Raw genomic sequence first — 15,000 nt, 5'->3', positions numbered from 1 at the left:
CACCAGCGCGCCTCAAGAGCCGTCCGGCGCCAGGTCTTCAGGGTCTCCGACGACGACGATTCGCATGCGCGTCGGATCAAGAAGGCGTCGCGCCACGCGGCCGATATCATCGAGCGTGACCCCCTCCATATAGCTGTTGCGCCGTTCGAGATAATCGATCCCCAAGGCGTCAAACTGCATTCGCGCGAGGAATCCCGCAACTTTGCTGCCGGTATCGAGGCCGAGCGGAAAGGCACCTGTGAGATATTGTTTGGCTGCGGACAGCTCCTCCGCGCTGATGCTGTTTTCAGCCAGACGGGCGATTTCGGCGCGGATGATGTCGAGCGATTGCGCCACGCCGTCGTTGCGCGTTGCGACACCGCCCATATAGAGGGCGGCATGCTTGAGCGGCGCCAGATAGCTGTAGACGGAATAGGCCAAGCCGTGCTTCTCGCGCACTTCTTGGTAGAGACGCGACGTAAAGCCGCCGCCGCCGAGAATATAGTTCATGACATAAGCAGCATAGAAATCATCATCGTCGCGCTTCAATCCGGGCAGGCCGAACATCACCACGCTTTGCGTGAGCGGCATGCGAATTACTTTTATGGCGCCGGTCGACGGAAACACCACTTCTGGCACTGCGGCGGGATGAGCCTCAGCCGGCAGCCCGGCCAGAGCGATATCCACAAGGCGCGCGATCTCGTCGGGCGACACATCGCCGGAGGCGCCGACGATGAGATTATTGCGCGCAAAGCGCCCGTGCGCCCACTCCTTCAGATCGGCAGATGTGATCGCACGAATCGCCTCTTCCGTGCCGTTGGCGCGTTGCGCATAAGGGTGATCTTGAAACACATCGCCAAACCAGTTGCGCGCCACGATGGTGTTGGGGTCGAGTTCCTGCTCAGCCAAAATGTTTAGAATCTGACGGCGCACCCGTTCGACCGGCTCCACCTCGAAGCGCGCATCGCCAAGTGCCAGGCCAAGCAGACGAAAGGCTTCATCACGGTTTCGCGTCAGTGTTTGCAAGCTAACACTGACAAGATCGCGACTGGCATTGCTGTTGAGATGTATCGCCCGGTTGATGATCGCCTTTTGAAAGGCCAACGAATCCAACTCTCCAGCGCCCTCATCCAGCAGGCCCAAGGCGAAATTGGCGAGGCCTAATTTTCCCGGCGGGTCCATCGCTGTGCCGCCGCGAAACCCGAGGGAGATCGATATCACCGGTATATTGGGCTCCTGCACATACCAAATTTCTATTCCAGCCGGTGTCACGATGCGCTGCACTTTGGCGATTGGTGCCGCAACCAGCAGAGCGGGAAGGGCGCAAACGAAAAGGCTAAGAACGAGCCCCAGAGTGATCCTGCGCAAGCCTGCAGATAAAGAAAACATCAGCTAGCCCTCGTCGCTCGGCAATAGGATGCCTGTCACGGACAGCTCCAACCGTAAAACCGCGCGCGCCGCCGCCATAACTCGTTCGCGCGTCACCGTCGCCACGCGCTCGGGCCAAGTTTCGACATCTTCAACCCGCAAACCGACGCTCAAGGCGGTACCGAATATGTTGGCCACCGTCTGGGGACTGTCTAACGCATAAGCTACGACATCTTGCATTCGGCTTTTTGCCGACGCCAATTCCTCGTCGCTCGGACCGTTCAGAAGCAATTCGTCAATCACTTCATCTAGCGCAACTTCGACTTCTTCGATCGACACACCCGGCAACGCGTTCGCGTAAATATAGAAACGCGACGTATCGAGCGCTAGCGGCTGATAGGAAGCGCCCGCCCAGGCCGCCAGGGCGCGTTCGACCACGATCGCTTGATAGAGCCGGCTGGTGGACTTGCTGCCAAGAATTTCTGCGAACACTTGGAGCGCCTCACTGTCAGCATCGTCCCCACTATGGTTGGGTGCGAGATAACTGCGAGTGAGGGACGGCTGGGCCACCTGCGAGTCTTTGAGGCTCACCCGGCGCGGGCTAATCTGTGGCGGCTCCTTTGGGCGCTGGCGCGGCGCGGCACCGGCTGCCGGAATAACGCCGTAATATTTTTCTGCCAGCGGTTTCAACTCGGCCGCCGAAATATCACCGGCAACGACCAAGATAGCATTGTCCGGCGCGTAATAGCGCCGATAGAAGGCGAGCGCGTCTGCCCGATCGAGAGTCTCAATTTCATGCCGCCAACCAATGATCGGCGTGCCATAGGGGTGGCGCAAAAACTGGGCCGCGCCGATTTGCTCAGCGAGAAGAGAGGAAGGTTGGTTGTCGGTGCGGGCGCTCCGTTCCTCGAGAATGACATCGCGCTCGGGACGCACGACTTCCTCATCCAGCACAAGACCACGCACACGCCCGGCCTCGAGTTCCATAACGATTTCTAACCGGTCACGTGCGACGCGTTGAAAATAGCCGGTATAATCCCATGAGGTGAATGCGTTTTCCTGGCCACCATTGAGCGCCACAATTCGTGAAAAATCGCCCGGCGCCAGTTTGTCGGTACCCTTAAACATGAGATGTTCGAGAAAATGCGCGATGCCCGATTTACCAACCGGATCGTCGGCCGAGCCAACCCTATACCACATCATGTGAACGACGATTGGCGCGCGGTGATTTGGAATCACGACCACCTGCAGGCCATTATCGAGTTCAAAATATTCCGAATTAAATGGGCCGGCGGCTGACGCACGCGGAAGGAAGAGCAAGAGAGCAGAGAGCGCGAGCGCAAGCGCGACGCACATTGTTCGCCCGACGCCCAAAGTTCGCCCGACACCCAATCTTGCGCGCCAAACTGTAAATCGATTCAGGGGCGCAACCCGCACCGGCTTAGAATATTCCTTCGAACAGCGCCTGGTCCCGGCGTTCAATAACCGGCGTGTCACCGGTATTGGGCGGTAATCCCAGCGCGGCGTTTTCGTTCAGGCGCTGCGCCTCTTCCTCAGCGTTAATTGATACACCGAGCGGCTGTTCGGCCTGCCAAAAGAGGAGGGATTCGAAAAAGCCCTCGCCCTCCTGTGCGTAGATGGTGAATTCCTCATTGATCTCGCGCTTGATATTTGGATTCGTTTCCAGCGCGTCGGCCCGGCGCAACAACGCGTATTCGCCTTCACTTTCCAAGCGGGGAGAAGCGCCGTCAGTCTCGTTTTCGCGGCTAAAAACGGCGTTTTCCGCCTGCGTCCGGAGGTTCTCTTCTTGAGGACGCTGAGCTCCTGGACGGGGGGGGCGCAAGCTATAGTCGGGCGGCAGCGTGAGGGGTGCATTGCGAACAACCGCGAATTCGTCGAGAGATTGCTTACCGAAGCCAAGCGATTTCCCGACGCCGCCGCATCCCGCCATACCGCCCACAGCAACCATAACCGCGAGAGTCGGTAGAAACGCTAGAGTCCGGGCGGATTTTGCAGCCCTGCCGGTTAATTTCAGCATGCTCTCTATTTAGGCTTTTTCGCCGTTCCGAACAAGCCGTCGATCAGCATTATCGCCACGCCAACCGTTATCGCCGCATCGGCCATATTGAAGGCCGGCCAGTGCCAGGTGGAAACATGGAAATCAATAAAATCGATAACCCAGCCGAGCCGCAGCCGGTCTATTACGTTGCCGAGCGCGCCGCCGATGATGAGGCCGAGCGCGACTGCCGGCCAGCGGCGCGACACCCGGCTCATCCACAGACCGAGGCAGAGACAAATGATCAGCGCGAAGGCCGATATCAGCCAGACGCCGGTATTGCCTTCACCGCGGAACAGGCCAAAACTGATTCCACGGTTTTCCACCGGCACAAGATCGAGGAATCCGAGCAGTTCGACGCGCCGTGGCGGCTGCCAAAGGCTGTCATGGGCGACCAATTTCGTGATTTGATCGAGAAGGAGCGCCAGCACCGTGACCGGCAAACCAAGGCGGATCATGCCCGCCTCCCAAACTCCCGATCGGTGCTCATGGCGCGCCTATTCCGCCGCCGCCTGATGCGCTTCGACCGCGTCCGTGCAACGGGCGCAAATTTCCGCATGTTCCGGCCCCTTGCCGACTTCCAGCAGTACCTGCCAGCAGCGCGCGCATTTTTCGCCGTCCGCGACACCAATTACGACCTTCACACCGGCAACTTCTTCAAGTTCAAAGGCTCCGTCCGGCGCATCGCCATCTGAGAAGTGCGCGTCTGAGGTGATAAACAATTCCGGCAGGTTCAGCCCATCACAGCAGCGGCGATACGCTTTGGTGGCGTAAACGACTGCCTCTGCCTGGAGGCTAGAGCCGATCGTTTTGTCGGCACGTTTGATTTCCAGAGCACCGGTGACGACACGACGCAGGGTCCTGAGTTTAGCCCATTTGTCAGCCAGCTCATCATCGCGCCAGGCATCGGGAGGCGTAGGAAAATCGTGCAAATGCACACTGTCTGAATCGCTAGGATGGCGCAGCAGCCACGCCTCATCCGCTGTAAAACAGAGAAACGGCGCGAGCCATGCAGTCAGGCATTCAAATAAATGATCAAGCACCGTGCGGGCAGCACGCCGGCGTGACGCACTTCCGGAATCGCAATAAAGCGAATCCTTGCGCACATCGAAATAAAACGCGGAAAGATCAATCGCGCAAAAATTATGCAGCGCAGTGAATATGCCGTGAAAATCGAAATTCTCGCAGCTCAGGCGGATCTCCTTATCGATTTCCCACAAGCGGTGCAGCACCCAGCGTTCCAACTCGGGCATTTCGCTCGGCTCGAGTTTTTCTGCATCTCCGAAATCCGCGAGATTGCCCAAAAGATAGCGCAGCGTGTTGCGCAAACGGCGGTAGGCGTCCGTTTGATGGCGCAGAATGTCTTCTGACATCCGGAGATCCTCCGAATAATCAGAGGCCATCACCCAGAGGCGCAGAATGTCGGCGCCATAGCGGTCGATTATCTGTTGTGGCGCCACGACATTGCCGGTCGATTTCGACATTTTCCGGCCTTCACCGTCGACCACGAAACCGTGCGTCAGCACGGCTTCATAGGGCGCGCGCCCGCGCGTGCCGCAGGATTCCAGCAACGAGGAATGAAACCAGCCACGGTGCTGGTCGGAGCCTTCAAGATAGAGAGACGCGGGCCACAACTGATCGTCACGGGCTTCCAGCACGAAGCTGTGGGTAGAGCCTGAATCGAACCACACGTCCAGGATATCTGTCACTTTTTCAAAGTCATCGGCATCATAGTCAGGCGCCAGAAAGCGTGAATCCTCGCTCACGAACCAGGCATCTGCGCCTTCACTCTCAACGGCTGCTGCAATGCGCTCGAGGACCTTTGTATCGCGCAGCGGCTCGCCGGTTTTCTTGTCCACATATACGGTGATTGGCACCCCCCAAATACGCTGGCGGGAGACTACCCAATCGGGCCGGTTTTCGATCATCGAAGCGATTCGGCGCTGGCCGCCGGCCGGCACCCAGCGCACTTCATCGATGGCGGCCAACGCCTTTTCGCGCAAGCCTCGCGTGCTCATGCTGATGAACCATTGCGGCGTATTGCGAAATATCAACGGCGCTTTGGAACGCCAGGAATGCGGATAGGAATGGACCAATTTTCCACGCGCTAGCAGGCCACCGGCCTGCTGCAATGCGCTAGCCACTGGATCATCCGCCTTATAGACATGCTGTCCGGCAAAAACCGGCACATGACTGAAAAACGTGCCGTCACCATCGACCGTCTGCGGCACTTCGATCGCTGACTGCGGGCCGCCGTCCTGCCCACGGCGGGAATTGTAAGCCATGACCGCTTCAAAATCCTCAGCACCATGGCCGGGCGCCGTGTGGACGAAGCCGGAACCTTGTTCAGTGGTCACATGACTTGACGGAATGAGCGGCACAGCGAAATCGAAACCGTCTTCTTTCAGGGGATGGGCGCAAATCGTCGCCGCTAGATCCTCAATGTTGATGTCTTGCACAACGCTGCGCCAGGACGTGATGCCGCACTCTGCGGCAATGTTGTCCATCAACTCGCCGGCGACGACGAGCCGCTCGCCTTTTTGCGCGAGGCTGTCCTCCGCGACTTCCTGAACTTCGACGAGATGATAGGCGATGCCTTCGCCGTAACAGATGCAGCGGTTGCCGGGGATGGTCCAGGGCGTCGTCGTCCATATCAGGACTGTGGCGCCCGAGAGCTCGTCCAAGCGGCTTTTAACGATGGGAAAGCGCACCCAAATGGTTGTCGACGTATGATCGTGATATTCGATTTCGGCTTCAGCCAGCGCCGTTTTTTCCACCGGTGACCACATCACCGGCTTTGAGCCCCGGTACAGACTCCCGTCGAGTAGAAACTTGCTGAGCTCACGCACGATCTGCGCCTCGGCGGCGTAGCTCATGGTGGTATAGGGATTGTCCCAATCGCCGGTTACGCCGAGGCGCTTGAATTCTTCGCGCTGCACGTCGATCCAATGTTCAGCGTGAGCGCGGCATTCCTGGCGGAACTGCACGAGAGGCACCGCGTCCTTGTCGCGTCCTTCCTTGCGGTAACGCTGCTCGATCTGCCATTCGATGGGCAAGCCGTGGCAATCCCATCCCGGCACATAGAGCGAATCCTTGCCGAGCATTTGCTGACTGCGCACCACGACATCCTTGAGAATCTTGTTCAACGCCGTACCGAGGTGGATATGGCCGTTGGCGTAGGGCGGACCGTCATGAAGAACAAATTTTTCCCGGCCAGCCGCGGCTGCCCGCAACCGGCCGTAAATGCCAAGCTTTTGCCAGCGCTCCAGCATGTCGGGCTCGCGCTCCGGCAATTTCGCCTTCATCGCAAATTCAGTGCGCGGCAGGAATACGGTCTTACGGTAATCGACGCTCATGATATGGCCTATTGGACAGCAGATTCTGTTGCGGGATTGACTGCGGGGGTAACGCCGTCCGGGCCATTGTCTGCCGACAATAAATCCCGGGCGCAAGCAGTATCGCGCGCTATTTGCGCTATTAAAGCATCGAGGCCGTCAAAGCGGCGCTCCGGCCGGACGCGGGCGACGAACTGCGCGCGCAGGCGTTGGCCGTAGAGATCGCCGTCGAAATCCAGTACATGCACTTCAAGCAGCAATTCATTCTCATCAAAAGTTGGGCGGCGCCCGAGATTGGCAACGGCGGGCCACCATACCAGCCCGTCACCAGCACCGCGATCGATGCCGACCCAAAGTGCATAGACGCCATGCGCCGGATGAAGTGTGCCAGCAACGGCTAGATTGGCGGTGGCGAATCCAAGCTTGCGGCCACGGTGCTCGCCATGTTGGACGCGACCTTCGATCTCCCACGGTCGACCGAGAATTTGCGCCGCACCGACGACATCACCTGCACGAAGCCGGGCGCGCGCTTCACTCGCAGAATATTTGCCCTCATCGGTGCCAGCGACGCTCACTTGGGTGACGCGATAGCCGCCAGATACGGCATGCTCCTGCAACAGCGCAAAATTACCGCCGCGCTGGCGGCCAAACGCGAAATCATAGCCCACAATCACATGACTAACGCCGAGCCCATCTACGAGCAGCCGGTCGATAAAATCAGCGGCCGTCAGCGCTGCCATGTTTTGGTCGAATTTGAGAAGATAGAGAATATCGACGCCAAGTTTCGCGATCTCGCGCAACTTGATACGGAAGGGCGTGAGCCGGAACGGTCCATCCGTTTGCCCGAGGACTTCGCGCGGATGGGGTTCGAAGGTGAGAATCGCCAGCGGCGCACCCGCTTCCTGCGCGATGCGCCGGGCATCAGAGATGACCGCCTGATGGCCAAGATGGACGCCATCAAAATTACCAATTGCGACGACTGCGCCTCGCCCTTCGGCGGGAACTTCACGCCAATGCCTATAGATGCGCATGGCCGCGCCAGCTCCTGATTCTGAACCATTTAGAGAGGATTAAAGCGGCGCCGAGGATAGGCGCTCGGCCGCTTCTTGGCCAGACATTAACCGGCGTCTGTCAAAGCTTGTAGTTGGGCGCGGGTGGGCACCAAGATAAGAGCTTCGCCGCGGACAACTTCAATCTCGCCCACCTGGCACAGCGTTTCCAGACGGGCACGGCGTTTCTCAGGTATCAATTCAATCACCGTGGCGCTCGCCACCACCTCTTCGCCGACGCGCACCGGTGCCAGGAAGCGGAGGTTCTGGCTCATGTAAATACAGCCCGGCCCGGGAAGCCGCGTACCGATGACTGTCGATATCATCGCGGCTGTGTACATGCCATGAACGATTGGGCCTTTGAATATGGTGCGCTCGGCGAACGCCGGGTCCAGATGCAGCGGATTTACGTCGCCCGAAACTTCGGCGAAATGTTCGACATCGGCCTGGCTGATGCGCCGGCGATATTCGCCGCGCATTCCTATTTCAAGATCCTCGAAACCATAGCTCGTCAGGCCGTCACCGTTGGATGTTTGGAGCATTCCGCTTCCTTTTCTCGCTTGCGAGCGTTTTGTTGAGATATCCGGGTTTATTTGTGCAGTGCAATAAGTGGGTTATAGCGCGCCAACTAAACCAGCCGCAAGCTCCGGATTAGCTCATATTTTAGCTGTAACCGCTCGTTGTGCGACGCACAATCGAACAGCCAGAATTGACATGCAGACGCGCAAAATTTAGAGATCGACGCAAAGGAGAACCGCATGATCACACTCAACGCCATTCTCAAGGCCAAGCCCGGCTGCGCGCAAAAGCTGGAGCAAGCTCTGGCGGAAATCGGCGAGTATGTCAGCGTCAACGAACCCGGCACCATCGGCTTCTATGTGGGGCGCGATAGCGAGGACCCCCTTAGATTCAATACCTATGAACGCTTTGTCGACCATCAGGCGATGGACGCTCATAACGGATCGGCCTACCGGGTCGAATGGGGCGCAAAACATGGCGCGCTGTTCGATGGCGACGTCACGCGCTATATCTGCGAGGAATTCTTCAGTAAATAATCGTCACCGAACTTTAGTAGCAACACGACTGGGAGGTCATCATGGCTAAGTTTCCTACGGTCCGCACTCCGACCATTGAAGAAGTGCTCGACATCGCCGATGCCTATGGCATGTCCGTTTCGGTCGAGGAGGCAGAATCCTACCAAGGCCTCATGGCCGGCACCATCCAGTCCTATCACCGCCTCGATGATTTGGTTGAACCCAAATTGCCGGTTAAATATCCGCGCACGCCGGGCCGGCGCCCGACCGCCGAAGAGAATCCCTACAACGCGTGGTATTGGAAAAGCGAAGTCAAAGGGAAGGCGCGCGGGCCCCTGGCCGGCAAGAGGATCGTGTTAAAGGACAATATCAGCCTGGCCGGTGTGCCGATGATGAACGGCGCGTCGGTGCTTGAAGGTTATGTTCCCGATATCGACGCCACCGTGGTGACACGAATTCTGGATGCCGGCGGCACGATTCTCGGCAAGGCAGCAAATACCTATCTTTGTTTCGACGGCGGCAGCGCGACGCCAGCTACCGGCATGGTCGAAAATCCCTACAAGAAAGGCTATTCCTCGGGCGGCTCATCGGCCGGGAGTGCAGTTCTGGTCTCCATCGGCGAGGCCGATATGGCAATGGGCGGCGATCAGGGCGGCTCGATCCGCATTCCCGCCTGTTGGTCCGGCATTTACGGCCACAAGCCGACGCACGGATTGGTGCCCTACACTGGCGTTTTCCCGATCGAACAGACCCTCGATCATACTGGCCCGATGGCCAACAATGTGACCGACATCGCTACTTTGCTGCAAGTCATTGCCGGATCTGACGGTTACGACCCGCGCCAGATCGGCACCAAGACACAGAACTATACAAAGGCGCTTGGCAAGGGCGTCAAAGGCATGACCATCGGCGTCCTCAAAGAAGGCTTCAGTCACGCCAACAGCGAAAAGATGGTCGATCAAAAAGTCAAAGCCGCGACCGAGCACTTCAAGAAACTCGGCGCCAAAGTAAAACAGGTTTCGCTGCCGATGCATTCATACGGCATCGATATCTGGAATGCGGTGGCGGTCGAAGGCGCGACCGAGCTGATGCTCAAGGGAAACTGCATGGGCACCAACTGGGAGGGGTATTACTCAACCTCGCTGCTTGACGCCTATGCGCATGGCTGGCGCTCCCGTCCCGACGATCTTTCCGTCACGGTCAAACTGGTGATGCTGCTCGGTCAGTATATGCACCATAATTACCATGGCCATTACTACGCCAAGGCGCAAAATCTCAGCCGCAAGCTGCGTGATTCCTATGACGCGCTTTTCGAGGAAGTCGATATTTTGGCGCTGCCAACTTTGCCGCAGCAGGCGACCAAACTGCCGGAGCCCGACTGCTCGTATGAGGAATATTGTGATGCGGCGCTCAATATGCTGGCCAATACCGCACCTTTCGACTGCTCAGGCCATCCTGCCATGAGCGTGCCGTGCGGTATGAACAACGGCCTACCGATAGGCATGATGTTGGTCGGCAAGCGCTATGACGACGCCAGTGTAATTCAGGCCGCGCACGCCTTCGAACAGAGTGGCGATTGGAAGAAAATGTAGCTGGTCCGAGGACGGCCGATGGGGCAGCCTACGGGGCAAGACATATGACGCCGAGCGCCATGAGCCGGCTTGCAGCGCGGCGGTGGATTGCCACCGCCGCGTTTTTTCTTGTCGTCTTCGCGCATCTGCATGTCACTGCCGCTGACGATCTTACGGCCGACAATTTCGAAGACCTTCTGGAACCTATCCGTCTACATCATAATGTACCGGCGCTGGCTGCCATATTGATGCACGGTGATCGCGTCGCCGGACTCGGCGCTGTTGGCTACCGCAAATCCGGCGAGACCAAATCGGCCAGCAGCGAAGACCTTTGGCATCTCGGCTCAATCGGCAAATCAATGACCGCAACCATGGTGGCCCGGCTTGTCGAGCGCGGTCTACTGTCCTGGGATCTGCAAGTCGGCAAGGCGTTGGGCGATGCCATACCAAATATGCATTCCGCTTACCGCGATGTCACACTGGAAGATTTGCTGTCCCACCGGAGCGGCCTGGTCGGCGCCATGACAACGCTTGAGATTTGGAACGGCAATCTGTGGCGCAGCACAAAATCCAAGACTGATCTCCGCATGGAGATCGCTTCGGAAGCGTTGGCGCTGCCGCCGGAAGCGCCGCCGGGCATCGCTTTTCATTACAGCAATGCCGGCTATGTCATTGCCGGTGTGATGGCCGAGCGCGCGGCGGCAGAGCCTTGGGACGAGCTCATGCTGCACGAATTGTTCGAGCCCCTCGGCATGAATAACAGCGGCTTCGGCGCGCCAGGCACGGTCGGCGAACTCAACCAGCCCTGGGGTCATTATGAGGGCCGCTCGCGAGTCGTTCCCATCGAACCAGGATTAGGCGGAGACAGCCCGCCGGCACTTGGTCCGGCCGGTACCATCCACGCGTCTCTCCACGATGTTGGACGATATATGTCAGCCCATTTGCTGGGCGCACGCGGGCGTGGTTGGTTCTTGCAGCCGGAAACATTCGCTGCATTGCACCGGGCGCGCGAAGGCCAGGATTACGCTCTCGGCTGGGTGGTGGTGGCGAGTCCATTGGCCGGTGGCCTCGCGCTTACCCATGCCGGCAGCAATTTAAACTGGTACTCGGTGGCCTGGATCATGCCGGTTTTGAATATCGCTCTTTTCGTGGTTACCAATCAGGGCGGCGAGGCGGGATTCCAAGCGGTTGACGAAGCGGTTGGCGCCCTCATGCAGTACGCCGGCGAGACGATCCCCGGCGTCGCGCGGTAAGATCTGCCGCTACGCCCCGACCACCACCGTCGCCTCGACCTCGCAACGGATGTCCGGCGCGTAGAGAGCCTGGACACCGAGCAGAGTGGCCGAAGGCGGCGTGATGCCAGCGAACAATTTGTGATTAGCGGCGTTTACCACAGCGCCATCTTCCGGAACGTAATTTGCGACATAGGTGTTGAGGCGGACGATGTCTGCCGGCGTGGCGCCGGCTGCCGCCAAAATTTTCTTGATATTGACATGCGCTTGGGCGAGCTGGCTGGCAAGATCCGGGCCGGCAATGTTTCCGTTTTCGTCCCAGCCCACCTGGCCTGAAAGAAAAACCGTTTTACCACCCTCGACAGCCACCGCATGGCTCAGGCCAAACTGCAGATAAGGCGCCATATTGTCCGGATTAATATGTGTCAATTTCGTCATTGTTATCATTCCCTGAAAAGTTGGAGCTCCCTGAAATAACGATTGCCTATGCCGTCTCCTGTGCGCTCACGGACAATTCGGATATCATCGTCTCACGCATTTTGAATTTTTGCACCTTGCCGGTGACGGTCATGGGAAATTCGTCGACGAATTTGACGTAACGCGGAATCTTGTAATGGGCGATCTGACCCGTGCAAAAGGCACGAATTTCTTCTGCATTCGATTGCACGCCCTCTTTCAGGCAAATCCAGGCGCATAATTCCTCGCCGTACTTTTCATCCGGCACGCCGATGACCTGAACATCCTGGACCTTCGGGTGGCGATACAGAAATTCCTCGATCTCGCGCGGATACACATTTTCCCCGCCACGGATCACCATATCCTTGATACGCCCGACGATTTTGCAGAAGCCCTCCTCGTCAATGGTCGCCTGATCGCCGGTATGCATCCAGCCCGCCGCATCGATTGCTTCCGCGGTTATTTTCGCGTCGTTCCAATAGCCCAGCATAACCGAATAGCCGCGGGTCAGCAGCTCACCTGGTAGGCCAGGAGCGACAATAAGGCCGTCCTCGTCGACGATCTTGACTTCAACATGCGGATGAACGCGGCCCACGGTCGAAACCCGCCGCTCAATAGAATCGGCGGCCGAACTTTGGAAGCTCACCGGGCTGGTTTCGGTCATGCCATAGGCGATCGTCACTTCTTTCATATTCATATCGCTGATCACCCGTTTCATGACTTCGATCGGACAGGGTGAGCCGGCCATCGTGCCGGTACGGAGACTAGAGAGATCGAAATTGGCAAATTCGGGATGATCCAACTCGGCGATAAACATGGTGGGCACACCATAAAGCGCGGTGCAGTGCTCGGCTTCCACAGCGCGGAGCACTTCCAGCGGATCGAATCCTTCGCTCGGATAAATCATCGCCGCGCCATAGGCCGCGCACATCATGTTGCCCATCACCATGCCAAAACAATGATAGAGCGGCACCGGGATACACACTCGGTCGTTCTCCGTGAGACCGAGGGCCTGGCCATTGTAATAGCCATTGTTGAGAATGTTGTGATGGGTGAGGGTTGCACCCTTGGGAAAGCCTGTCGTGCCGCTGGTGAACTGGATATTGATGGCGTCATCAAACTGAAGCTGGGTTTTCAATTCTTCCAGCCGCTGCCGCTCCTTGTCCCCGGCACGCGCGGCAAGTTCTGAGAAATTTAACATCCCCGGGCTTTTCTTCTCACCAAGCCTGATGACGGTGTTCAAATGGGGCAGCTTCTCACTCTTGAGTGCGCCTGGCGCGCACCGTTCTATTTCCGGCGCCAATTCGCAAATCATATCGAGATAACGGCTGGATTTGAAGGACTCCGCCGATATCAGCGCCTTGCATTCCACTTTATTCAGCGCGTATTCGAGTTCCGATAGGCGATAGGCTGGGTTGATGTTGACCAGAATGAGCCCCGCCTTGGCAGAAGCGAATTGACACAGGGCCCATTCCGAATTGTTGGGCGACCAGATGCTAATACGATCCCCTCGCTCGAGCCCCAAGGTGAGCAGCCCCGCCGCCAGCGAATCAACTCGCCGCTTCATCTCGTCGTAGCTCCAGCGCACGTTCTGGTGACAAACGACGAGCGCGTCGCGATCGCAATAACGCTCTGCTGTTTCGTCGAACTGTTGGCCGATGGTCTTGCCCAGCAACGCCACGGCACTCGCGCCGTGAACATAGCTTTGCGTCAATTTTTCCATTCATCTTTCTCCACACGGGCCGCAACAGCCTAGATCCACCGATGAAATGTATCGTAAGAGAGCCGCGCTTGTCAGTAATCGATTTTTGCTGCTGTGTCGGTAATTTTTAGTCTCCGCGGTGCGGCTGGCCGCAAGCCTGCGGGCTCGGATTGACGGCACGCGAAAATGAAGCGTTAATAACGTGAACGACTGTATGCTGGATGGGGCGCGCCAGCTATCTACGGTTATAGGGAATGGATGTCGCGTGAATCAAGATTCGACCGAGAGCCTTTCGCGCGTGCGCCTGCTGGAGGATTTAACCAGCGAGGCGATCAAATCGCTTGAGAAACGCAGCCGTTGGCGGAGATACGCTCGCGACGAACAGATTCTTGACCGCGACAGCGAATCCCGGGATGTCTTTCTTGTCGTCAAAGGCAGCGTCGAAGTGATCAATTACTCTCTTTCGGGGCGCGAGGTCGCTTTCGGGCATGTGCCGGAAGGTGGCTATTTCGGCGAATTGTCGGCGATTGACGGCGGGCGACGCTCCGCCAATATCGTGGCCGTCGAAGACAGCCTGGTCCTGGTTGTGCCGCCCGACATCTTTACCGAAATTCTTACCCACAACCCGCCGGCGACCATGCAGGTTCTGCGCCGTTTGGCGCATATCATCCGCACCGCGGACGACCGCATCATGGATTTGAGCACGCTTAAAGCTGTTCAAAGAGTTTATGTCGAGTTGATCCGCCTCTCTGAGCCGGATGAAAAATCCGACCAGTGCATTGTTCGCCCGCTGCCGACACAGCGTGATATAGCACGCCGCGCCAGCACATCACGTGAGACGGTAGCGCGAGTCCTTGGTCAATTGGCAAGAAGCGGAATAGTCGAGCGCAAGGGCCGGACACTTCATATCCTCAAAATGGACCGGCTGACGGAAATGACCGACGCCCTTGAGGGCGACGAAGAATCGCTGCGATAGATCGGTTCGGCGGAAAGCCCCCACCGCCCGCCCCTGTGATTTCGATCACATGAAATTTTGTCACAATTGCGTAACATAAATCTGTCGGGTTTGGCTCGCTGCGGTCGACCCTAACAGACGCCAAGTTGGAACAATGGGGATAGCGGTATGAGCGGTCTCAAAGACATTTCGATCGTAAGCGTCCGGGGAACCCGCCCTATTTGACGGCGTCGATTTCTGCGAAGGTTTCTGCCTGATGGTGG

At 57.8% G+C, this 15,000-nt stretch carries 13 protein-coding genes; 4 read left to right on the top strand and 9 right to left on the bottom strand.

Annotated elements, in window-relative coordinates:
• Nucleotides 1-12: 12 nt before the first annotated feature.
• The 7 genes from O3A94_04625 to O3A94_04595 all read right to left on the bottom strand — a co-directional run bounded on the left by O3A94_04625 (nt 13) and on the right by O3A94_04595 (nt 8,329).
• A complete protein-coding gene (locus O3A94_04625; GenBank protein ID MDA1355537.1) occupies nt 13-1,368 on the bottom strand; it encodes a pitrilysin family protein in 1,356 nt (451 codons plus the stop codon).
• Nucleotides 1,369-1,371: 3 nt separating this feature from the next.
• Complete coding sequence (locus tag O3A94_04620) at nt 1,372-2,703, bottom strand: pitrilysin family protein (protein ID MDA1355536.1); 1,332 nt, start codon at nt 2,701-2,703, stop codon at nt 1,372-1,374.
• Nucleotides 2,704-2,788: 85 nt separating this feature from the next.
• On the bottom strand, nt 2,789-3,298 hold the full coding sequence (locus O3A94_04615; GenBank protein MDA1355535.1) for a DUF3035 domain-containing protein: 510 nt from the start codon (nt 3,296-3,298) through the stop codon (nt 2,789-2,791).
• 92 nt (nt 3,299-3,390) lie between these two features.
• The gene (gene lspA / locus O3A94_04610; GenBank protein MDA1355534.1) at nt 3,391-3,861 is read right to left on the bottom strand and encodes a signal peptidase II; all 471 of its coding nucleotides are present in this window, start codon (nt 3,859-3,861) and stop codon (nt 3,391-3,393) included.
• Between the two features lie 39 nt (nt 3,862-3,900).
• Nucleotides 3,901-6,759, bottom strand: coding sequence for an isoleucine--tRNA ligase (gene ileS / locus O3A94_04605; GenBank protein MDA1355533.1), 2,859 nt, complete (start codon nt 6,757-6,759; stop codon nt 3,901-3,903).
• An 8-nt stretch (nt 6,760-6,767) separates the two neighbouring features.
• On the bottom strand, nt 6,768-7,769 hold the full coding sequence (locus tag O3A94_04600; protein ID MDA1355532.1) for a bifunctional riboflavin kinase/FAD synthetase: 1,002 nt from the start codon (nt 7,767-7,769) through the stop codon (nt 6,768-6,770).
• Between the two features lie 86 nt (nt 7,770-7,855).
• The gene (locus O3A94_04595; protein ID MDA1355531.1) at nt 7,856-8,329 is read right to left on the bottom strand and encodes a MaoC family dehydratase; all 474 of its coding nucleotides are present in this window, start codon (nt 8,327-8,329) and stop codon (nt 7,856-7,858) included.
• A 216-nt stretch (nt 8,330-8,545) separates the two neighbouring features.
• Here O3A94_04595 and O3A94_04590 point away from each other — a divergent pair, with 216 nt between their 5' ends.
• Genes O3A94_04590 through O3A94_04580 form a run of 3 tightly spaced genes read left to right on the top strand, consistent with a single transcriptional unit; the run spans nt 8,546 to nt 11,645 of the window.
• On the top strand, nt 8,546-8,842 hold the full coding sequence (locus O3A94_04590; protein MDA1355530.1) for a putative quinol monooxygenase: 297 nt from the start codon (nt 8,546-8,548) through the stop codon (nt 8,840-8,842).
• A 41-nt stretch (nt 8,843-8,883) separates the two neighbouring features.
• Nucleotides 8,884-10,413, top strand: coding sequence for an amidase (locus O3A94_04585; protein MDA1355529.1), 1,530 nt, complete (start codon nt 8,884-8,886; stop codon nt 10,411-10,413).
• Nucleotides 10,414-10,457: 44 nt separating this feature from the next.
• Nucleotides 10,458-11,645 (top strand): serine hydrolase, encoded by a 1,188-nt coding sequence (locus O3A94_04580; protein MDA1355528.1) that lies wholly within the window; start codon nt 10,458-10,460, stop codon nt 11,643-11,645.
• Nucleotides 11,646-11,654: 9 nt separating this feature from the next.
• Here the strand turns inward: O3A94_04580 and O3A94_04575 are convergent, their stop codons facing one another.
• Entirely contained in the window at nt 11,655-12,062 is a 408-nt protein-coding gene (locus tag O3A94_04575; protein ID MDA1355527.1) for a RidA family protein, read from the bottom strand.
• Nucleotides 12,063-12,108: 46 nt separating this feature from the next.
• Nucleotides 12,109-13,803, bottom strand: a complete 1,695-nt coding sequence (locus O3A94_04570) for an AMP-binding protein (GenBank protein MDA1355526.1) — start codon at nt 13,801-13,803, stop codon at nt 12,109-12,111.
• Between the two features lie 244 nt (nt 13,804-14,047).
• On the opposite strand from O3A94_04570, the gene O3A94_04565 reads away from it, so the two are divergent.
• Complete coding sequence (locus O3A94_04565; protein ID MDA1355525.1) at nt 14,048-14,758, top strand: Crp/Fnr family transcriptional regulator; 711 nt, start codon at nt 14,048-14,050, stop codon at nt 14,756-14,758.
• The last annotated feature ends 242 nt before the right edge of the window (nt 14,759-15,000 follow it).

It is taken from the genome of Pseudomonadota bacterium, from assembly GCA_027624955.1.
In the GTDB taxonomy this organism is placed as follows: Bacteria; Pseudomonadota; Alphaproteobacteria; order UBA828; family UBA828; genus PTKB01.
Note: the sequence above shows the minus strand (reverse complement) of the source record. Positions and strands in the feature narration are given on the sequence as shown.